The organism is Halomonas sp. C10-5 (genome assembly GCF_057169305.1).
Window position 1 is genome coordinate 2,627,469 of record NZ_CP175665.1, and the last position, 20,972, is coordinate 2,648,440.

Genomic DNA, 20,972 nt, shown 5'->3' on the forward strand with positions numbered 1-20,972 from the left:
ATGGCGGGCCGAATTTTCGCCAAGGAGCAGGCCATGGCAGCCAGCAAGGGCCCCAAGTTCTATGTCGTCTGGGTGGGCCGGCAGACCGGCATCTTCACCTCCTGGGAGGAGTGCAGCCGCCAGGTGAAGGGCTACCCCAAGGCGCGCTTCAAGTCCTTCCCCTCCCGGGAAGCGGCCGAAGCGGCCTTCTCGAAGGGCCCGGGCGGGAGCACATCCGCCAGGCAGGGAGAGGCCGCGGGCACGCCCGCGAAACGGCCGGCACGCCGCAAGGCACCCACGCCCTCGGGCACCTCCGCCGCCCCGGACAAGACCTACGATACGGAGATCTACTGCGACGGTGCCTGTGAGCCCAACCCCGGCGATGCCGGCTCCGGCATGGTGATCTACCGTGACGGCAAGCTTTCAGAGCTCTGGTATGGCCTCTACAACCCCGCGGGCACCAACAACACGGCGGAGCTGAACGCCTTGCGGCAGGCCCTGCTGGTCGCCCAGGAGGAGGTCGCCCGGGGAGCGTCCGTGCGGATCCACTGCGACTCTACCTATACCATCAATGCCATCACCAAGTGGGCCGGCGGCTGGAAGAAGCGCGGCTGGAAGAAGGCCGATGGCCAGGCGATCAAGAACCCCGAGATCATCCAACCCACCTACGCGCTGTACGAAGGCCTGAAGTCGAAGGTGACCATCGCCCATGTGAAGGGACATGCCGGGGTGGAGGGCAACGAACTGGCCGACCGTATGGCGATGTATGGCGCCGACCGTAAGAAGCGCGATTTCGTTCGCTACCCGGGCGACTACACCGTCGCGGATATCCTCAAGTTGCGAAGGGGCTGATCTGTCTCAGCGAAAGCTCAGGCAACCAGGCCGTTCTTGCGCAGCGCCGCCATCACTTTGGTAGCCAGCTTCTCCAGACGCTTGAGGTCACCGAAGCGCGGCATCTCGCCCTCCTCCAGGCGGTCTTCCCACTCCTCTAGCTCGGTATCGAGGAACTCCAGCAGCTTCTTCGAGCAGCCCCGACAGGGCCCTCGACACAGGCTCGACCCGGGCGTGGTGAAGGGAACGCGAGTACGGATCTCACGAATCAGGGCGTGCATGGCGGTGCCGGGATCTGGGCGCGTGGGGCGAGGCATTGGAAAGGTCTCCTCTGACAGGGCATGTACCGGGCCTGCGGCACGGTAGAACCACACCAGCGGCATCGCAGGCCGTGGCGCTGTGTCAGGGGAGGCAAGTTAAATTCTTGTAGTCGTCGTGCGTCTGCTGGAGCATCACATCCCATGGAATGGATCGCGCAGCATTTCGGTAGCTTGCTAATGGCAATTCTACTCTGCCAAGGACGTCACGGCCATAGGGGTGGGCTCTGGATGAACAACCTACTGAGAGGTCACATCTAGCCGGAGCTGCTGGTACTGACAGTCTGCACAATTCGATCTGCCTGCCAGCTCCCAGTTATCGTTCGTCTTAAGGAGGAGTCACTTAGGCAGTTGTACCACCCGGGTAACCGGCTATTATTCGCACAGCCTGTCCAATGCCTGCCCCAACAGCTCGAGTGACTGACGGTGCTTGTCGGCCCCCATCTTCTGGATGTTGGCCAGCTTCCAGCGCACGGCTGGCAGCCGATCCACGCCCGATAGCGGAAGCAGCGCCCAGTCAGGGGCTCCCTGCTTGAAGGACAGAAGGAAGCGAACATCTTCATCCGTCATCAGCTGCCCCAGCCGCGACAGCAGCTCATCGCGGACGCTCTCCAGCTCCTGCAATGGAAGGTCAACCCTGGCCATCCCGACAAACTCCTGTCGGTAGACGTCACCCAACGGTTTCAGCCGTGGGTTGATCACTTCGTTCAAGGGCCTGGGGTGCCCCAGCAGATAAACCAGAAAGCCTTCGAATACACTGCGATCCAGGCCGCCTTGGTTCAGCAGCAGCTTCACATCGAAGAGATCTCTGGGGTGCTGGCGATCCAGCGCGGCGCATATCTTGCCGCCATAGAGGTCCGGCAGTGACACCACCCGCACCGCAGCGAAGCCATACTCGTCTTCCACGGCCTCCACGACATCGCGCTCCTGGGACGGGTGCAGAGTGCCACGCAGTACCGGCGACACCTCCACCTTCACCTGGCTGCGACCTCGACTCACCAGGATCCTCAGCTCGTCTCGGCGATTATCCTGAAGCTCGGCCAGCACACCTGGCAGTCGGACGCTGAAAGTCCCTGCCAGTCGCTGCAGCGCCTCGCGACAGCGTCGCAGTGCCTCGTCACGAGGCTCCAGCGGCAGGTAGGCCAGGTCGATGTCGACCGAAAGGCGGGGTAATGGCTGCACGAAGAGGTTGATGGCCGTACCGCCCTTCAGGCCGAAGCACGGCTCGTCATTGAGGAATGGCAGCAGCGAGACCAACAGCCTGACCTGTTCGTGGTAGCGAGCTTCAATCGGCATGCAGGAATGTCTCCGGCACCGTCACGTGATATTCCCTGTCCAGCTTGCCGCCCTGGCAGAGCTGCCGCTTGCCTTTGCCGAGGTCCAGTCGGCGTGGTTCCAGGCGACCGTACCAGGCATGCCCGGCGTGGCGAGCCAGCACTAGGAAAGCCCGCTTGGTTCTCACCGAACGGCACCACTCCAGCAATGCCTGCAACCGACGCGGACGCAGCGTATTGAGCCCGCCGAAGGTATCCACCAGCTCACTGCTGAACAGCAGCTCATTCGGCGTCACGGCGATCCACTCCAAGATCGCTCGCTCGGGGGTCGATACCTGCAAGCTGAAGGCTCTGCCATCCGGCTTGTAGTCCGTGAAGCTGCCGGGAAGCTGCACTGGCAGGCCCTTTTCGGAGTGGAGCACCATCCGCCCTGCCCACTCGGCGTCACTCAGCCATCGGGGCAGCCGAGCGGCCTCCTTGCCATACAGGTGCGTCGTGCTTTCCCCCATGGGCAGATAGTGAGCAAAACCATGCAGTGCCAGGGCCGTCTGGCCACCCGGCCAAAGCGGTGGCAGCCCCGTGTCATCGCTCGCCTGCAAGGCGAAGACGGCGCTCTCCCAAGTAAGAGCCTCCCCCGCTTGGCAGTAGGCACCGTGCCCCACGCGTTGCAGCCAGCCACTGCCGGCCAGCTTACGCGCCTGATCCGAGGTGACGCCGTGTGACGCCAGCCAGGCGGTCGTCACGACGGCGCCATACGGGATCTCGTGCAGCAGCTGGTTTATTTTCACGTTAAAAAGCGGCCTTAAACTCCGTCTTCAGAGTGAAGAATAAACCACGATGGTTTATATTCAAGCGAAAAATCGGCATTTAAGGCCGCTTTTAGTATTGTTTTTTAAACCAAAAGCTGAGTCTCCTGCCCTGCTTAAGCCCAAATTTAGCGGGAGGTAGCTTGAGGGACGAAGCTAGCAGAGACGGCCGCTGCAGGGGACAAAGCGGCCACACAGCACTTCAATCCTGATAGTGCGTGTACTTTTTCGCACTTCCCTTCACCTGGTCGGCGGGATATTTCTCCGCATTCTTCTCCATCTTCGCCCGGCATGCCGCTTCGATATCCACGTCCAGCTTGCCCGCCAGCCGGATCAGATAGAGCTGAACATCGGCGATTTCGTCGCGCACGGCGGCCAGTTGCTGCTCATCCAGCTCCCTGGACTGCGCCTCGGTCAGCCACTGGAAGCACTCCTGCAGTTCAGCTGCCTCCACCGTCAGCGCCATGGCCAGGTTCTTGGGCGAGTGGAACTGGTCCCAGTCACGCTCTGTGGCGAACTGGTCCATGGCGTCACGGAGCTGCTTGAACGAGTCTGACATCTGGGGCTCACCTGGTTCTGCGGTATCGGATAGCGATGAGCATGCCTGCTCCGCCGCTCGCTATCCAGCCAGCATCGGCGTAGACGACGCATCCGACTGCCCAGTCGCTCAAAGCACGGAGAGGAATTCGCCGATGACCTTCAGGTCCTCAAGCTCGTCCTCGAGCACGATGTCCTTGTAGCCGAAGGCGTTGGTCTGGGGCTTCAGCACGATGCGCTGGTTCACGAACTCGCCGTATTCCTCGACCTTCTCGCTCTGGTACAGCTTGATCGTGAAGCTGCCGCCGTGATCAGGGTCCTCGATGGCGCGATGCTGCACCACGACGACCTTGCCTTGCCGTGTGCCGCCGGGGTTGGCACGAAACAGACACCAGGCGCCATTGGGAATGCGTCGGTTCATCGACTCCCCCACTACCCGGCTGACGAACAGGTCGTGGCTCACGCGCATGAAGTCCGGCAGTTCGACCCAGTACTCGGCGTCGGCGATCTGCATCTCGCTGAACTCGCCGGCGGCGATGTTCAGGTCGAACACGGGCACATGGCGCTCGAATGGCACCGCCTCACCACGCGTCACGACAGGAAGATGCAAGCCATCCAGTATCTCGGCCTCTTCAGCCAGATCGGTATGCTCGGAGGCTGCCTGCGAACGAGCAAAGGCCGCGAAGTACTCTCGGGTCTCGGGGTCCGTGGCATAGACGTAACAGCCCTTCTGGCCCCGCGTCATCAAGGTGCGATAGGTGTTCTTGATGATCTGGTCCGCCAGGGCACGGGCATGCTCGGGCTGCTCCTTGAGCATCTTCTTGTAGCCATGCACCGAGCGGTCCTGCCCTGCCCGCTTGGCCGCGTCCGTCACCACGCGGCCGTCACGAATCACGAAGTCGTCGCCGATGATGACGCCAACGTAGTCGAACTCGAGCCCCTGGCAGGTGTGGATGCAGCCGACCTGCTCTGCTGATCCATCGGCGATCGCCCACAGCATGCCGTCGTCATCGAGGTTCCACTGGGCGGCGAAGCCATGTTCGGGAAACACGATGTCCATGGCGTGCTTGTCCTTCTTGCTGGCCCAGGGCCAGCAGTAGCCGGCCACCATTCGTGCCTTGTTGGCCTTGCGGTTATTCTCGAGGATCGCCCGGCGCAAGGCACTCGGGTCGTCGAACACCTGGAAGTCGTAGTCGATGTCCTCCAGGTCGGTGTTGCCCGTGGTACGAATCTGAAGGGCGTGATCAAGCCATGCCAGATAGCCATCCGAGCCGTTGCAGCGAAACTGCGAGGCCAGCTCGAGTTCGTGGACATCGGCGCCGCATTCCACCGCTCGCCGCCGGATCTCCTCGACCGTGCCGACGTCTTTCAGCGTCACGCGTTGCGCCTCGTCGATGAAGAAGATCGAGAAGCGTGACGCGGTGATCACCTCCTTGATCTGGCTCTCGCCCAGGTTCTGATACATGCCCGACTTCTCGTTGAGGCGGTGCGCCTCATCGACGATCAGCGCATGGAAGGTATCCGGCTCGGCGTTGACGTAGCTGCCCGAGCCCTTGAACAGGTTGTCGATGTGGGTCTTCTTGCGCGTGCCGGTCAGCTTCTTCTTGAAGACTTCACGAGGGGCCGAGTTGCGCGAGACGTACTGCGTCATCATTTCGCGCTTCGTCAGCTCCACCAGTAGGTTGATGGCCACCACCGACTTGCCGGTACCCGGCCCGCCCTTGACGATCAGGCACTGCTTGTTGCCGCTGCCTGCGCGATGCGCAAGATCGATGGCGGTTTCATAGACCAGCTTCTGGTCGTCTATCATCAGGAACTCAGTCTTGCCCTGCATCATCGAGGCCAGGGCATCCGCCAGGTTCTTGCTCGGCTTGATCACACCGTGCTCGATGCGATACATGATGTCGTTGCTGTCGCCGTACTTGATGTGCTGGCTCAGAAACTCGGAGAGCTTCAGGGCATCCTGGGAGATGAAGACCGGCGCACGGCGCGTGTGGTACTCGTAGAACGGATCATTGATGGCGTCACCTTGCTTCATGTTGTGAAGGTAGGCGCAGGGCACCAGGCGGATCGACTCGGAGCGTACCGTCTCGTTGTAATCCTCGATCAGCGCGCCATAGGACCATGCCTGATACGACGGATGGTTGGTCTCGCGAATGCCACCGCCCAGCTGGGTACGCACGATGGCGTCCTTCTTTGTCACCTCGACGGACTGCCACTGTTTCAGTTCCACGATGACGGCCGCATCATCCCGATGGTGGTTCTTGCCGGTCAGGATGAAGTCCACACGGCGATTGGTCAGTGGGATGTTGTACTCGATGGCCACCCCCGCCGATGCGGGAATGCCCTCGTCGAGCAGGACGCTCATCATGAAGCGCAGGGAGTTCTCCCACGACGTCACCTCACTGCGAGGCGAGTTGCGGTTCAGTCTGCGTGCCACCTCGTTCTCGATGGCGTCGGTGATGACGTTGGCTCGCACATCGTCGATGAACTGCTGCTTGGTGGCGTTGTAGACCAGCATTGTCTCCTAGCTCCCTTTCAAGACCTGGCTCACCATCCTGACTCATGGAAAACGGCTGCACGTTGTTCGACTCGGCAGGAGTGACGAGGCCAGACGCCCTCATCATGACTGCCAAGAGTTATTGTCAATTTCTGTGTATGGCCGGTCAGGCGGCAGCCCTGTCTGACTGATCGGTCAAGGGGTTGCCGTCCTTGAACTGGACGTTGTTCACGACCAGCTCCAGCTTGTTGAACCCCTTGATCCGCTTCCAGCGCTTCTGGGCGCTCTGAAGCAGCTTGAAGACCATCGCCAGGGTCGTCGCTCTGGAGCCGCAGTTCCGGCTGCGCCTGCTCCGCAGGCGGACCGTGGCGAAGGTCGATTCGATCGGGTTGGTGGTGCGGATATGCACCCAGTGCTCTGCCGGGTAGTCATAGAACGCCAGCAGTTCCTCCCGATCCTTGGCCAGGCACTCCATGGCTCTGGGGTACTTGGCCTCGAAGCGTTTTACCGTGCGATCGAAGGCCTTATGTGCCTCGTCGCGGGTCTCGGCCATCCAGATCTCGTGGAGGTCGGCCTTGACCTTGGGCTGCACGGATTTCGGTAGCTTGTTCAGTACGTTGGCGGTCTTGTGGACCCAGCAACGCTGGTGGTTGGTCTCCGGATAGACCTTGCTCAACGCCGCCCAGAAGCCCATGGCGCCGTCACCGATCGCGAGCTTGGGGGCAGTGGTCAGCCCGCGCTCGCGTAGCCCAGTGAGCAGCTCTTTCCAGCTGGCTTCCGACTCGCGTCGCCCATCCTCGACGGTGACCAACTCCTTACGGCCCTGCTCGGTGACACCGATGATCACCAGCAGGCACAGGCGGTCATCCATTCGAACGTTGCTGTAGACGCCGTCTGCCCACCAGTAGACGTAGCGCTGCTCTGATAAGCCCCGCTTCTGCCACTCGGCGTGCTCAGCCTCCCACTGCTTCTTGAGCCGCGACACAGTGTTGGCCGAAAGCCCCTTGGCCTGGTCGCCCAGCAGGGCTGCCAGGGCCTCCTGGTAGTCACCGGTGGAGACCCCCTTCAGGTAGAGCCAGGGGATCAGCTCTTCGATGCTCCGGGCCCGCTTCAGGTAGGGCGGCAGCAGCGCGCTGCTGAAGGTAACCCCATCACCGCTGCGATCGCGGGTCCGGGGCACCTTGACCTCGACGTCGCCGATACCGGTCTGCACCGTGCGCTCCGGCAAGTAGCCGTTGCGGACGACGGCACGGCGACCGTCTTCCAGCGTCTTCTCGGCGTACTGCTCAAGGAACGTGCTCAACTCGGCCTCCACGGCTTTGGCGATCAGATCTCGGGCACCTTGGCGAAGCAATTCATGCAGCGGGTCGGTAGCACCAGTGTCTGGTTGCGTCACGGCTTGGAGGGTAGAATCGGTCATGGCGTATCCATCCTATGCTGGTTGTGATCTGGCGTGATCAATCAGCAGGATACGCCACCCTTCCTTCTGCCCTCCATACACAAGACTTGAGCTTAACTCGACTGCCAACTCGTTGAGCTGGTTAACGAATAGGAGGATACCGCGCACGCCAGGCCTCTGTCCCGAGCAGGTTTGGCTCCCCTAGGAACAGCGGTCGATAGGCGGCAGTCCGCCCGCCGGAGAAACCGGGCGAAGAGACGAGAGAAGCGTGAGAGATTGAAGACTGGTGGGCCCAGCTGGACTCGAACCAGCGACCAAGGGATTATGAGTCCCCTGCTCTAACCAACTGAGCTATAGGCCCTTTAGGCGGGAGCGCCTGGCGGCGCCGGCGTATGATAGCGAATACCGATGGCCGAGGCCATAGCTGCACGCCTTGCGGGGTGGACGGCGCTTCGGCGATGATGCCGGGGCCGCCAGAGGCGGCACTCCCTGAGCCACCAAACGAGACCTCATGTTCCTGCTGATTGCCTTTGCCGTCCTCTCCATCGGCGTCTCCTTCCTCTGTTCGCTGCTCGAGGCGGCGCTGCTCTCGATGACACCCAGCTACGTAGCCCAGGTGCGTGAGACCAACCCCAGGCTGCACGCCAAGCTCAACGATCTGAAGCGCAACATCGACCAGCCCCTGGCGGCGATCCTCACGCTCAACACCATCGCCCATACGGTGGGCGCCACCGGCGTTGGGGCCCAGGTTACGGTGGTGTTCGGCGAGGCCTGGCTGGGCGTCGCCTCGGCGCTGATGACGCTGCTGATCCTGTTCGTATCCGAGATCATCCCCAAGACCATCGGCGCCACCTACTGGCGCCAGCTCTCCCCCATGCTGGCCTCCACGCTGAATGTCATGGTGTGGAGCCTGAAGCCGTTCATCTGGTTGTCGGAGCAGATCACTCGGCGCATCGGCAAGGACGCCATGGACACCGATATGCGCGGCGAGATCAAGGCGCTGGCGCAGATCGGCCAGGAGGAGAAGGCGCTGGACCCTGAAGAGACCCGAGTCATCGTCAACATCCTCAACCTGCACGACATCACCGTGAGGAGCGTGATGACCCCGCGCACCGTTTCGGTGACGGCCAAGGCTGGCATGACTCTGAAGGAGTTCGACGAGACATGCGGCACCTCTCCCTTCACCCGCTTCCCGGTGATGGACGGCGGCGAGCAGGCACTGGGCTATATCCACCGGGCCGACACTTACAACGCCGAGGACGATGTCGATCTCAAGTCTCTGATGCATCCGGTCAAGACGGTGCAGGATGAGGAAAGCGTCGAACAGGTGTTCATGGCGATGGTGCAGGATCGCCAGCACCTGTGCGTGGTCTACGACGACCACGGCACCTGGATGGGCCTGATCACCCTGGAGGACGTCATCGAGACCATCCTCGGCCAGGAGATCGTCGACGAGACCGACAACGTCGCCAACCTGCGCAAGTACGCCCGCCAGCGCTGGACCAAGAGTCTCAAGAAGCTGGAGGAGTAACTCACCAACACGGCACCTATTTTTGATAATGATTACTGTTTGTATAATGGCGTTTTCCGCGACTCGATTGGTCACGCCATGCCCTCCCCCCTGGCCCGGCTCTACATCGGGCCCCTGCAGCACCTCACCCCACCGTCGATCGAGCCCGTAGAGACGACTCTCGGCATGCCGGCCCGTGACCTGCTCGATCCGGTCCGGCTGGACGCACTGCTGACGCGTTTTGGCGTCCAGTACGGCCAGGGGGATCGCCGTGCGGTGGCCTCACTGTGGTCTAAATGGCATTTCAGCGCCGTGATCGCCCATGGCCTGGCGGCCAACCTGCTGCTTGAGCGCGATCTGCCGCTAGGCCTGGATGCGCTTAGTCTCGCGCAATCGCCCGAAGGAAAGACCACCGGCCTGGTGCTGCGCCATGCCGATCGCCCCCTGGCCGAGCTCGACTCCCCTTCGCGCTTCGCGACCCTTCTCGACGCCCACCTGCGACCGCTGATCGAGGCCCTTGCCGCGGCCAGTGGCGCCTCAGCCAAAGTGTTCTGGAGCAACGCTGGCAACTACTTCGAGCACTTCGCCGGCGCCCTGGCCGACCACCCGATGGCCTCAGCGGACGTGGGTGAGCCCGCCCGGGCGCTGATGGCGAGCCGCACGCTGCCCGACGGGCGTCGTAACCCCCTCTATCGCCCAGTGCGCTATGTCGAGGTGGAGGACGAGCCCCCTCGGCGGGTCCGTCGCCTGTGCTGCATCCGCTACCTACTCGATGAGCTGGACGTCTGTGGCAACTGCCCACTGACCTGCCGAGGCCGAGTCCGCGCCGCCGAAACCTCCTGAACCTAACAAGACGAAGGCCCACCCCGTTACCAGGGTGGGCCTTGGTGACGTGTTTTGGTGCGCCGGTCTCAGAAGCGCCAAGTCAGGTTGGCCATGACGTGACGCGGTGCACCATGGAAGGCCTGGTCCCACTTGAGGCTGGCCAGGTACTCCTCATCGGTAACATTGTTGACGTTCAGCGAGCCGGTCAGGTTGTCGCTGAAGTCGTAGCTGGCCATCAGGTCGACCAGGGCATAGGCACCCTGACGGGTCTTGCCGTCGGCGAGGTCACGGTCGCGTTCGATCTCATCCTGCCAACGAAGCCTCGCCCCCACCTTGAGCGCATCCAGGGCGGCCGGCCGGTAGCTGGTGGTGGCGCGCACCAGATGGCGCGGAATATAGGTATTGGTGGCGTCACCCTCGGCGTCCTCGACCTCCAGGTAGGTATAGCCGACGCTGGCCTGCCAGCCCGGTGCCAGCTCGCCGGCGAGCGTGGCCTCCACCCCCTCGCTGGTGATGCCGTCTCCGCCCGTATAGAAGGTGGTGCCATCCGGCCGAGTGCCAGACTGCTGAGCCACGTTGTCCTGTTCGGTGCGGAACAGCGCCAGCGAGGCATCGGCGCCGCCGTCGAAGAGCTCGCCCTTGAGGCCCACCTCCTGGCTCACCCCGTCCACGGGATCGAGGTAATCGCCGTTGCGGTCGATGGCGGTCTGGGGCTGGAAGATCTCGGTGACACTGGCATAGAGGGATGTCCGGTCGCTGACGTCATAGATCAGGCCGGCGTAGGGCGTCAGCACCCGATCGTGGTCGCTCGCCTGGGACACCCCGTACTGCTCGCCGGTGGTGTCGGCCCAGCTCAATCGGGCGCCGGCCACCGCGGTCCAGCGCTCGGCGAGGTCGAGCTTGGCCGCCCCATAGACGCTACGCTCCTTGACCGTGGCATCGCCGTCGGTGCCTGGGAAGGCCACCCAGGCATCGGGTTCGGGGTAGCGGCCATTCCAGTCGTCCAGCGGCGGCAGCCCCTGGCCGCCCGCATCGAAGTCCGCCGTGGGATAGCGGGATTCCTGTTGATTGCGGCTCTGGCTCCAGTCCGTGCCCACCACCAGCTGATGGGTACGGCCGAAAGCATCGACATCGCCCTTGGCATGCAGGTCGGCCACCCACTGCTCCAGGTGGCGGTCGTAGCGGCTGAGGGTCAGCTGGTTGTCGGCGATGCGCCCAGTGGCGGCATCGGGCGCGCCGTAGATATAGAGCAGCTGGGTGTCGGAGAGCATGTCCAGATGGGTGAGCGTGCCCTTCAGTGACCAGCGATCGCCGAGGGCCTGCTGCACCTCGAGGAAGCTGCGGTGGGTCTCCACGTCCCAGTAGGACCAGTCGGGTGCCGAGGAGGTCTCGACATCGTAGTCGGTGGGGTTGCCGGCGGAGTCATAGAGCGGCAGCGAGCCCCACATGTTGCTGTCAGTGTCGTTCTGCTGCCAGATGTGCCCGAGGGTCACCAGGGTGCTGTCGGTGACATCGGCCTCCAGCACGCCGTAGAGCAGCCCCCGCTCGCGGCTCAGCCGATCGAGGTAGGAGTCGCCCCGCATCCCAGCCGCCACCAGGCGTCCGCGAATGCGTCCTGCATCGTCCAGCGGCCCGGCCACATCGGCCTCCAGGCGCCGCTGATCCCAGGAGCCGACGCTCGCCGCCACCGAGGCCCGGGGCACATAGGTGGGCCGCTTGCGCACGAAGTTGACCGTCGCCGCGGGATTGCCTGATCCGGACATCAACCCGGTGGCGCCTCGCACCACCTCCACCCGGTCATAGATCGCAGTATCCACATCACCGTGCACGTTGTTGTAGGGCATCGGCACGCGCACCCCGTCGACCTGGAAGTTCGAGATCTCGAAGCCGCGGGCCGAGTAGTAGGTGCGGTCCGTCTCCAGTCGCTCCACCGTGACCCCGGGAGTGCTCTCCAGGACATCATTGGTGGTGTCCAGACTGAAGTCTTCGATCTGCGCCCGGGTCACGGTCGATACGGACTGGGGCGTCTCGCGGGGCGTCAGGTCGAGTCGGGTCGCGGTGCTGGTGAGTGGCACCCGGTAACGCTCCGTGCCCTCGGTGATGACCGACAGAGCCTCGGCCTCGACGGTCAGGGTCTCGAGTGCCTCGGTGGGTTCGGTTTCCTGGGCCAGCAGGGCAGGCGAACAGAACAGGAAGGCACCGGCAGTGGCCAGGCCAAGGGCCCGGCGCACGGCCTGGGCCAGGGGATCGATCCCGAGCGGGTAGACGGCAGTCTGGAACATGGGTGAGCAAGCCTTGGGTTCTTGTGTGCGGATTCAACGCGCATGGTAATCACTATCATTTATGCAAACAAGTAGGAATTGTTCGCATCTGTAGCGCCACTATCTGGCCACAACCTTATTGATACGCATTTTCAACACGGGTAAGGTAGCGTCCATCGTCCGCCCCGCCCGGGGCCCGTCGAGGGAGTCTCCTGCATGTTCGAATTGTGCGGAGCCGGTTTCGCCATCGCCGACCGGTCACTGCTCGCCGCCACCAACCTCACCCTTGAGGGCGGCCGGGTCCATGGCCTGATCGGCCACAATGGCTCGGGCAAGTCGACCCTGCTCAAGCTGCTGGCTCGTCAGCAACCGGCGAGCCAGGGCGAACTGCACTTCGCCGGCCGCGCCCTCTCCCGCTGGGGCCATCGAGAGTTCGCCCGACGTGTGGCCTACCTGCCCCAGCAGCTGCCCGCCACCGAGAACCTGCTCGGCCGAGAACTGGTGGGCATGGGCCGCTACCCCTGGCGCGGCCTGTTGGGGCGGCACACCCGCGAAGACGAGGCAGCCATCGAGCGAGCCATCGCCGCCACCCACACCGAAGCCTTCTCCGACCGCCTGGTCGACACCCTCTCCGGCGGCGAACGCCAGCGAGTCTGGCTTGCCATGCTGTTGGCCCAGGGCAGCGACTTCCTGCTGCTGGATGAGCCTCTCGCCGCGCTGGACATCGCCCACCAGGTGGAGGTGCTGGCACTGATCCGCCAGCTCAGCCAGACCCTGGGGCTCGGCGTGGTGATCGTGCTGCATGACATCAACATGGCAGCGCGCTACTGCGACCACCTGGTGGCCCTGCACGGTGGGCGCGTGCTGACCCGGGGCGCCCCGCCAGAACTGATGAACGAGGCCACGCTGGAGGCCATCTACGGCATCCCCATGCGGGTGATGGCGCATCCTTCTAGCCACCACTCCGTCGCCCTGGTCCATGCCTGACGCTCCGATGGTTCCCTCGCCCCTTCTCCACCCCGCAGCCTCCTCCACCAGGCCCGATAGTGCCTGGCATCGGGGAGTCATGCTGGCCGTCCTGCTAATGGTCCTGGCATTGGCAGCGCCACCTCGCGCCCTGGCCAGGCCAGCCATCGCCACCCTCGACTGGACCCTGGCCGAGACCCTGGTGGCGCTGGGCGTCACGCCGGCCGGCGTCGCTCAGGTCGATGCCTACCATGCCTGGGTCGGCGCGCCGCGCCTGCCCGAGGCCAGCGTCGATCTCGGCCTGCGCAGCCAGCCCAACCTGGAGCTGCTGGCGAGCCTGGCGCCGGACCGCATCCTGATCTCGCCGATGTTCGCCAACCTGGCGCCGCGGCTGTCGCGCATCGCCCCGGTCACCACCCTGCCCCTCTACTCCCCGGGCCGCGAACCCTGGCCCCAGCTGCGCGAACTGACCCGCGAGGTGGGTCGCCTGGCCGAGCGGGAGGCGGCCGCCGAACGGCTGATCGACGAGACGGAAACGCGACTGGAGGCCCTGCGACAGCGGCTGCCCGCGCGGGTGCCGCCGCTGCTGGTGGTGCAGTTCATGGACGAGCGCCATGTCCGGGTGTTCGGCGAGGGCGGACTCTACCAGGCCGTGATGGTCCGCCTGGGGCTGGAGAATGCCTGGTCCGGCGAGACAAACGCCTGGGGCTTTTCGCTGGTGGGCCTCGAACAGCTGGCCGGCCTGGAGGCCCAACTGGTGGTAGTCGAACCCTACCCGGTCGGCGTCGAGGCGGCGCTGGCGGACAGCGGTCTCTGGCAGCAGCAACCGAGTGTGCTCGCTGACAGCCTGATCACTCTCCCCCCGGTATGGAGCTTCGGCGCCCTGCCCTCGGCACAGCGCTTCGCCGATCATCTGGTGGCCGCCCTGGAGGTGGCGCCCCATGACGACTGAGACCGCCCGCCGCCATGCCCCTGCCCTGGTCTGCCTGTTGCCGGGCCTGGCGCTGCTGGCCCTGGCGCTGGGTTCACTCGCCGAGGAGGGGCTGTTCGATGGCCTGCACGCACTGATGACCGTGACGCCGGCGAATGCCGAGGCGCTGGTGCGCCACTACAGCTGGTGGCCACGCCTGGCCATGGCACTACTGGCCGGCGGTGGCCTGGCCCTCGCCGGAGTGCTGATGCAGCAGGTGCTGCGCAATCCCCTGGCCGCGCCCACCACTCTGGGGGTGGCCAGCGGCGCCAACCTGGCGCTGATGGCTGTCACCCTGTTCGCGCCAGGCCTGCTGCTGGCCGGACGCGAATGGGTGGCCCTGGCCGGCGGCGCCGGCGCCATAGCGCTGGTCTTCGCCTTGACCTGGCGTCGCGGCCTCTCCCCCGCGGTGGTGGTCCTCGCCGGCCTGGTGGTGAACCTCTACGCCGGGGCGCTGGGCATGGTGCTGCTGCTCTTCCACCAGGAGACCCTCAAGGGGCTGTTGATCTGGGGCGCGGGGGCGCTTTCCCAGAACGGCTGGCATGACACCATCTACCTGGCCCCGCGACTACTGCTGGGCGGCCTGGTGGCCTGGCTGCTGCTGCGGCCGCTGGCAGTGCTAGAGCTCGACGATGCCAGCGCCAGGAGCCTGGGCGTGTCGCTTAAGCACCTGCGCCTGGCGGGGCTGGGCCTGGCGGTCTTTCTCACCGGCTGCGTGGTCAGCGTGGTGGGGGTGATCGGCTTCATCGGCCTGGCGGCGCCCAATATCGTGCGCCTGGCCGGGGCACGCCGGCTGGGATCGCGGCTCATCTGGTCGACGCTGCTCGGCGCCCTGCTGCTGGCCACCACCGACCTGCTGCTGCAGCGCCTCGCCGGCAGCCTGCCCACCCTGATCCCCACCGGGGCCGCCACCGCGGCTCTGGGAGCACCGCTGCTGCTGTGGCTGATCCCCCGACTGCGCCTGGAGAGCGGTCGCCCGCCTGCCAACGCCGCGGCCCTGGCGCCGCGTCACCCGGCGCCCGGTCGCCTGGCCGCGGGGCTGGGTCTGGGCCTCATGGCCGCCATTCTCATCGCCCTGCTGCTAGGCCAAGCGGCCGGCGGCTGGTTCACGACCCTCGATGAGGCGGTGCTGGCGTGGCGCTGGCCACGGCTGTTGGCCGCTGCAGGCAGCGGGGTGATGCTGGCGATCGCCGGCACCCTGATCCAGCGCGTCACTGCCAACCCCATGGCCAGCCCCGAGGTGCTGGGGATCAGCGGCGGCAGCGCCATCGCCTTGATGGCCGCCATCTTCCTGCTGCCCGCCCCGGGGAACTTGACCCTGGTCGTCGCTGGAACCCTGGGGGCGCTGGGCAGCCTGACGGTGCTGGTACTGCTCAACCACCGCAGCGGCTTCGTGCCCGAGCGCCTGCTGCTCAGCGGCGTAGCGATCACCGCGCTGTTCGATGCAGTACGCGCCATCGTGCTGGCCGGCGGCGATCCCCGTGGTCAGAAGGTCATCGCCTGGCTGTCGGGCTCTACCTACTACGTCGACCCCATCAGCGCGACGGTCGTCGCCGGGTTCGCCGTGGCGCTGGCCCTGGCGGCACGCCCCTTCGCCCGCTGGCTGGATATCCTGCCGCTGGGGGCCGCCACGGCCGCGGCACTGGGGGTGCGGGTGGCGCGCGCGCGCCTGGCGCTGCTGTTGCTGGTCGCCCTGCTGACCGCCTGTGCCACCCTGGTGGTGGGTCCGCTCTCCTTCGTCGGCCTGCTGGCGCCCCATATGGCGCGGCTGGCGGGCTTCTCTCGGGCCCGTGCGCACCTGCTAGGGGCAGCGCTGATCGGCGCCCTACTGATGGTGCTGGCCGACTGGCTGGGCCGCCAACTGCTGTTCCCCGCCGAGATCCCCGCCGGCCTGGTGGCCTCGCTACTGGGCGGCGCCTACTTCATGTGGGGCCTCGGGCGCCGATAACATTGGCGCACGCCACTCGCCGCCGGGCATGACTGCAAGGCGTTCTCCCTCGCCGCCATCGCCGACCTAGCGGTCAGGAATCAATCGGCCGGGTACCCAGCGCAGGAAGGCGAGCATGCCGAACAGCTCCACCAGCGACTGGACAACGATGACCACAACCGCGGCCTGCCAGCCCTGAGGCAACGCCAGGGCGATGGGCAGCATCACGAAGGAGTTGCGGGTGCCGAGGCTGAAGGTCAGCGTCCGCGCCGCCGGGGGCGTTAACCCGAACAGCCGTCCCAGCGTTCGCCCCAGCAGCGCGGCCAGCACCAGGTAGCCGACGAAGAGCGGTAACACCTGCAGCAGCACCCCGCCCAGTCCCTCCAAGCCGGCGACCTGGGTCGCCGCCACCACCAGCAGCACTGTGGCGAGCAGCGGCACGGGCAACCAGCCCAACCCCTGCACCAGGTGGCGCCCCTTCGGGTCGCGTCGGGCCAACCGCTGGGTTAGCCAGGCCGCCACCAGCGGCGCCAGGACCAGGCCGGTGAAGGCAGCAAGCAGCGGCCCGCCAATGGCATCCCTCATCCCCTGCGTTCCCAGGAAGAGCCAGAGGTAAGCCGGCAGCGCCATCAGCTGCACCAGCAGCAGCAGGGGGGTGGCGGCGATGGCACGCCCGGCGTCGCCGCACCCGAGGTGGGTGAAGCTGATGAACCAGTCGGTGCAGGGCACCAACAGCACCATCAGCACGCCGAGCTTCACCGCCGGCGCCAGCGGCAGCACTACCACCAGGCTGCCGACGATCAGCGGCAGCAGCACGAAGTTGCCCAGCAGCAGGGCCGTGCCGAAGCGCCAGTCCTTCAAGGCCAGGCCCAGCCGACTCAGCGGCACCTGAGTGAAGGTGGCGTAGAGCAGCAGGCCGAGCAACGGCCAGAGGCCGCCCTCCAGGCCGGCGGCGGTAGTGGGACGCAAGAGCCCCAGGCCCAGCCCGACCAGGATCGCCGCCAGATAGCACCAGACCTGGTGGCGTTCCAGCGCCTCACGCATTCGTAGCCTGGCCCTCGACGCCGTCCGCCATCAGCGCTCCGGTCTGCACCCGCCACTGGGCGGCGTAGCGGCCATTGGCCTCGAGCAGCTCGTCATGGGTGCCGCGTTCGGTGACCCGGCCGCCCTCGATCACCACGATCTCGTCGGCATGCACGATGGTCGAGAGACGGTGGGCGATCATGATCACGGTGCGACCGTGACCGATGCGGCGCAGCGAGCGCTGGATGGCGGCCTCGGTCTCGTTGTCCACGGCGCTGGTGGCCTCATCCAGCACCAGGATGGGCGGGTCCTTGAGCAGCGCCCGGGCCAGCGAGAGACGCTGGCGCTGGCCGCCGGAGAGGCGCACGCCGCGCTCGCCCACCGGGGTGTCGAGTCCCTGGGGCAGCGCCTGGATGAACTCCCACGCCTCGGCGGTCCTGGCCGCCTCGATCACTTCTGCCTCGTCGGCCTCCGGTTTCCCGTAGGCGATGTTGTCGCGCACCGTGCCCTCGAACAGGTAGACGTCCTGGCTGACCAGGCCGATGGCGCCGCGCAGCGAGGCGAGGCTCACCGCCTCGATGGGCTGTCCGTCGATCAGTACCCGCCCGGCGTCGGGGTCGTAGAAGCGCAGCAGCAGCTTGATCAGGGTGGACTTTCCGGAGCCGGTGGCGCCCACCAGGGCCAGGGTGTGGCCGGCCGGCACTTCCAGGCTGACGTTCTCCACACCCACTTCGCTCGCCGCATAGCGAAAGCTCACGCTCTCGAAGCTGACCTCACCACGCAGCGGCTCGGCCAGCGGCACGCCGGCGTTATCGCGCACCTGGATCGGCTCCGCCAGCAGATCGAGGATGCGCCGGGTGCTGGCCATGGCGCGCTCGAAGAGGTCAATCACCTCGGCCAGGCCGGTGAGTGGCCAGAGCAGGCGCTGGGTGAGAAATACCAGCACGCCGTAGGCACCCACGTTGAGTTCGCCCTTCAGCGCCAGCATCCCACCCACGGTGAAGGTGGCCAAGAAACCGGCCAGGATCGCCATTCGAATCACCGGGATGAAGGCCGAGCTCACCCGAATCGCCCGGCGGTTGGCCTCCACATAGGCCTCGCTGACCCGGTGCAGGCGTTCGGCCTCGCGGGCCTCGCTGGTGAAGCTCTTGATGGTGGCGATACCGGCCAGGTTGTTGGCCAGCCGACTGGCCAGGTCACCCACCTTCTCGCGCACGTCGGCGTAGAGCGGCCCCGCCTTGCGCTGGAAGTAGAAGGCGCCCCAGATGATCAGCGGAATCGGCGTGAAGGCGAGCAGCGCAATCAGCGGCGAGATCACGAAGAACACCGCCCCCACCGCCACCACGGTGACCCCCACCTGGATCAGCGAGTTGGCACCACCGTCGAGGAAGCGCTCCAGCTGGTTGACGTCGTCGTTCATGGTGGCGACCAGCTGGCCAGAGCTCTTCGACTCGAAGAACGCCATGTCCAGGCGCTGGGCGTGCTCGTAGGTGTCCAGACGCATGTCGGCCTGGAGGCGCTGGGCGAGGTTGCGCCACAGGATCTTGTAGAGGTACTCGAACAGCGACTCGCCGGCCCAGATAAAGAAGGTCAGGATCGCCAGAACGAATATCTGCTCCTGAGCCGAGGTGAAGCCCGCCCTAGCCACGAAGCTCTCCTCCTGATTGACCACCACATCGATGGCCACACCGATCAGAATCTCCGGCGCGATATCGAAGAGCTTGTTGATGATCGAGCAGGCACTGGCGGCGATGATGCGCCGACGGTAGCCGCGGGCGTAGCGCAGCAGGCGCACCAGCGCCTGGAAGCTGTTGGGAGTCGCCGGGGTGGAGGTCATGGGGAGTCCTTGTGGTTGACTCAGGCAGGATAGCGACTCCCCCTCGTCCCTCCAACATGGGCACCGGGTGGGCTAGGGGAGTCGACGCAGGTCGGTAAGGATGGGGGTGCCCGTCGCCGGGTCGTGAAGCAGGGTGCAGGCGACGTCGTAGAGCCCGCGCACCAGGGATTCGGTGACCACCTCGGCCGGCGCCCCCTGGGCGACGATGCGTCCATCACGCATGGCCACCAGGTGGTCGGCGTAGCGGCAGGCGCTGGCCAGGTCGTGGAGCACCAGGGCGATGGTGCGCCCACGGCTGGCCAGCGAACGCACCAGCTCGAACACCTCCAGCTGGTGGCCCAGGTCCAGCGCCGAGGTGGGCTCATCGAGCAGCAGCAGCGGCGTCTGCTGGGCGATGGTCATGGCGATCCAGGCGCGCTGGCGTTGGCCGCCGGAGAGCGCCTCTAGGGGACGTTCGGCCAGGGCCTCGAGGCCCGCCGCGGCCAGCGCTTCGGCCACCGCCCGGCGGTCGTCCGCCGACCACTGGCGCAGCCAGCCCTGGTGGGGCTGGCGGCCGAAGCGTACCAGGTCGGCCACCGTCAGCCCCTCGGGGGCACTGGCCTCCTGGGGCAGCAGCGCCAGGCGTCGCGCCAGCTCACGGGCCGGCAGGCGCCGGATATCCTCGCCGTCGAGCAGCACCGCTCCGCCGGCGGGGGCGTGCAGGCGCGCCAGGCCGGCCAGCAGGGTCGACTTGCCGCAACCGTTGGGGCCGACGATGGCGGTGACCCGACCCGGCGGCAGGGTCAGGGCCAGGTCGTCGATGATGGTCGTCCGGCCGTGGGCCAGGGAGAGCGCGCTGGCCTGCAGCAGGTTCGCGGGGTGGGCGGAGGCGTTCATGCGGGGCTCCTCGAGGGTCGCAGCAGGATCCACAGCAGCCAGGGGCCGCCGACGATGGCGGTGACGATGCCCACCGGCAGCTCGATGGGCGCCAGCAGCAGGCGCCCTACCAGGTCGGCCAGCACCATCACCAGGGCGCCGGCCAGCGCCGAGGCGACCAGCGGTACGCCGCGCGGCGAGGAGAGCGAGCGGGCGATCTCCGGGCCGATCAGCCCCACCATGCCCACCGGGCCGGCGACCGCCACCGCCAGGGCGGTGAGCAGCACCGCGAGGGTCAGCACCTGGAGTCGCCGGCGCTTGAGGGGGAGACCCAGGCCGCTGGCCACGGCATCGGAGAAGCGCAGGCCGGCCAGCGAGCGGCCCAGGGCGAGGGCCAGCGGCAGTCCCAGCGCCAGCCCCGCGGCCAGCACCGTCACCGCCCCCGGCGAGCGGGCGTTGAGGGTGCCCACCGTCCAGGGATAGGCGGCGTTAGCGCTGTCGATATCCACCTGGGCCAGCAGCAGCTGGGTCACGGCGCCGAAGACCGCGCCGATGCCGATGCCGGCGACGATGAAGCGGTAGCCGCGGGTGTCGCCGCCGCTGGCCAGGCCGAAGGTGATGGCGGCCGCGGTGGCGCCGCCGGCCAGGGCCATGGCGGGCGGCGCCAGGGAGACGCCAAGCCCCACGATGGAGGCCACCGCGAAGGCGGTGGCGCCGTTATCGATGCCGATGATACCCGGCGTGGCCAGGCGGTTGCGAGCCAGGGTCTGCATCAGGCAGCCGGCCAGGGCGAAGGCGGCACCGCTGAGCCAGGCGGCGACCAGCCGCGGCAGGCGCAGCTCCTGGACCATGAAGGTGGCGAAGGGGTCGCCGCTGCCCTGCAGGGCGGGCCACAGCCCCGCCAGCGGCAACCGCTCGGAGCCCAGGACGAGATAGGCCAGCGACGCCGGCAGCAGGGCCGACAGCAGCAGCGCACCGACCCACAGGGCGCGGCGCTCGAGCAGCAGGCTGGCGCGACCGAGGGTGAGGTGCCAGTAGCCGGACGGGGCCCCGCCGCTGCCGGGGTCAGCCCCCGGCGGCGCCAAGTCCCCTCGCCATGAGCGTCTAGACAGGCATGGACACTCGGCCGGGGTCTGACCCCGAAGGTCCTGCTGC

At 66.2% G+C, this 20,972-nt stretch carries 17 protein-coding genes and 1 tRNA gene; 6 read left to right on the forward strand and 12 right to left on the reverse strand.

Annotation, left to right across the window (positions count from 1 at the left end):
* The first annotated feature begins 33 nt into the window (after window positions 1–33).
* Window positions 34–831: a ribonuclease H family protein gene (locus ACJ7IV_RS12230; protein ID WP_483864625.1), complete on the forward strand. Its 798-nt coding sequence runs from the start codon at window positions 34–36 to the stop codon at window positions 829–831.
* Window positions 832–848: 17 nt separating this feature from the next.
* Here ACJ7IV_RS12230 and ACJ7IV_RS12235 read toward each other — a convergent pair whose 3' ends face one another.
* The 7 genes from ACJ7IV_RS12235 to ACJ7IV_RS12265 all read right to left on the reverse strand — a co-directional run bounded on the left by ACJ7IV_RS12235 (window position 849) and on the right by ACJ7IV_RS12265 (window position 8,004).
* Complete coding sequence (locus ACJ7IV_RS12235; RefSeq protein WP_483864626.1) at window positions 849–1,127, reverse strand: hypothetical protein; 279 nt, start codon at window positions 1,125–1,127, stop codon at window positions 849–851.
* A gap of 375 nt (window positions 1,128–1,502) precedes the next feature.
* Window positions 1,503–2,423: a nucleotidyl transferase AbiEii/AbiGii toxin family protein gene (locus ACJ7IV_RS12240; protein ID WP_483864627.1), complete on the reverse strand. Its 921-nt coding sequence runs from the start codon at window positions 2,421–2,423 to the stop codon at window positions 1,503–1,505.
* On the reverse strand, window positions 2,413–3,189 hold the full coding sequence (locus tag ACJ7IV_RS12245) for a type IV toxin-antitoxin system AbiEi family antitoxin domain-containing protein (protein ID WP_483864628.1): 777 nt from the start codon (window positions 3,187–3,189) through the stop codon (window positions 2,413–2,415). The genes ACJ7IV_RS12240 and ACJ7IV_RS12245 overlap by 11 nt, the downstream gene beginning before the upstream one ends.
* A gap of 220 nt (window positions 3,190–3,409) precedes the next feature.
* Window positions 3,410–3,766 carry a nucleotide pyrophosphohydrolase gene (locus tag ACJ7IV_RS12250; protein ID WP_483864629.1) on the reverse strand — a complete coding sequence of 119 codons (357 nt, stop codon included), beginning with the start codon at window positions 3,764–3,766 and terminating at the stop codon, window positions 3,410–3,412.
* A 108-nt stretch (window positions 3,767–3,874) separates the two neighbouring features.
* Window positions 3,875–6,265, reverse strand: a complete 2,391-nt coding sequence (locus ACJ7IV_RS12255; protein ID WP_483864630.1) for a DNA/RNA helicase domain-containing protein — start codon at window positions 6,263–6,265, stop codon at window positions 3,875–3,877.
* A gap of 145 nt (window positions 6,266–6,410) precedes the next feature.
* Window positions 6,411–7,664, reverse strand: a complete 1,254-nt coding sequence (locus ACJ7IV_RS12260) for an IS256 family transposase (protein ID WP_483864631.1) — start codon at window positions 7,662–7,664, stop codon at window positions 6,411–6,413.
* Between the two features lie 263 nt (window positions 7,665–7,927).
* Window positions 7,928–8,004: transfer RNA gene (locus tag ACJ7IV_RS12265), tRNA-Ile, on the reverse strand.
* 150 nt (window positions 8,005–8,154) lie between these two features.
* On the opposite strand from ACJ7IV_RS12265, the gene ACJ7IV_RS12270 reads away from it, so the two are divergent.
* Together ACJ7IV_RS12270 and fhuF are read left to right on the forward strand one after the other, a co-directional pair.
* Window positions 8,155–9,174: a CNNM domain-containing protein gene (locus ACJ7IV_RS12270; RefSeq protein ID WP_483864632.1), complete on the forward strand. Its 1,020-nt coding sequence runs from the start codon at window positions 8,155–8,157 to the stop codon at window positions 9,172–9,174.
* 78 nt (window positions 9,175–9,252) lie between these two features.
* Window positions 9,253–9,996: a siderophore-iron reductase FhuF gene (fhuF, locus tag ACJ7IV_RS12275; protein ID WP_483864633.1), complete on the forward strand. Its 744-nt coding sequence runs from the start codon at window positions 9,253–9,255 to the stop codon at window positions 9,994–9,996.
* A gap of 68 nt (window positions 9,997–10,064) precedes the next feature.
* Here fhuF and ACJ7IV_RS12280 read toward each other — a convergent pair whose 3' ends face one another.
* The gene (locus ACJ7IV_RS12280) at window positions 10,065–12,260 is read right to left on the reverse strand and encodes a TonB-dependent siderophore receptor (protein ID WP_483864634.1); all 2,196 of its coding nucleotides are present in this window, start codon (window positions 12,258–12,260) and stop codon (window positions 10,065–10,067) included.
* A 195-nt stretch (window positions 12,261–12,455) separates the two neighbouring features.
* On the opposite strand from ACJ7IV_RS12280, the gene ACJ7IV_RS12285 reads away from it, so the two are divergent.
* The 3 genes from ACJ7IV_RS12285 (at window position 12,456) to fhuB (ending at window position 16,123) form a co-directional block, all read left to right on the forward strand.
* Entirely contained in the window at window positions 12,456–13,226 is a 771-nt protein-coding gene (locus ACJ7IV_RS12285; RefSeq protein WP_483864635.1) for an ATP-binding cassette domain-containing protein, read from the forward strand.
* 79 nt (window positions 13,227–13,305) lie between these two features.
* Complete coding sequence (locus ACJ7IV_RS12290; RefSeq protein ID WP_483864636.1) at window positions 13,306–14,157, forward strand: ABC transporter substrate-binding protein; 852 nt, start codon at window positions 13,306–13,308, stop codon at window positions 14,155–14,157.
* Window positions 14,147–16,123, forward strand: a complete 1,977-nt coding sequence (fhuB, locus tag ACJ7IV_RS12295) for a Fe(3+)-hydroxamate ABC transporter permease FhuB (protein WP_483864637.1) — start codon at window positions 14,147–14,149, stop codon at window positions 16,121–16,123. The genes ACJ7IV_RS12290 and fhuB overlap by 11 nt, the downstream gene beginning before the upstream one ends.
* Before the next feature lie 66 nt (window positions 16,124–16,189).
* On the opposite strand, the gene ACJ7IV_RS12300 is transcribed toward fhuB, so the two are convergent.
* The 4 genes from ACJ7IV_RS12300 to ACJ7IV_RS12315 form a co-directional block, all read right to left on the reverse strand.
* Entirely contained in the window at window positions 16,190–17,146 is a 957-nt protein-coding gene (locus ACJ7IV_RS12300; RefSeq protein ID WP_483864638.1) for an arsenic resistance protein, read from the reverse strand.
* On the reverse strand, window positions 17,139–18,962 hold the full coding sequence (locus ACJ7IV_RS12305) for an ABC transporter ATP-binding protein (protein ID WP_483864639.1): 1,824 nt from the start codon (window positions 18,960–18,962) through the stop codon (window positions 17,139–17,141). Before ACJ7IV_RS12305 ends, ACJ7IV_RS12300 begins: the two co-directional genes overlap by 8 nt.
* A 72-nt stretch (window positions 18,963–19,034) precedes the next feature.
* The gene (locus tag ACJ7IV_RS12310; RefSeq protein WP_483864640.1) at window positions 19,035–19,838 is read right to left on the reverse strand and encodes an ABC transporter ATP-binding protein; all 804 of its coding nucleotides are present in this window, start codon (window positions 19,836–19,838) and stop codon (window positions 19,035–19,037) included.
* On the reverse strand, window positions 19,835–20,902 hold the full coding sequence (locus ACJ7IV_RS12315) for a FecCD family ABC transporter permease (RefSeq protein WP_483864641.1): 1,068 nt from the start codon (window positions 20,900–20,902) through the stop codon (window positions 19,835–19,837). The genes ACJ7IV_RS12310 and ACJ7IV_RS12315 overlap by 4 nt, the downstream gene beginning before the upstream one ends.
* Window positions 20,903–20,972: the final 70 nt, after the last annotated feature.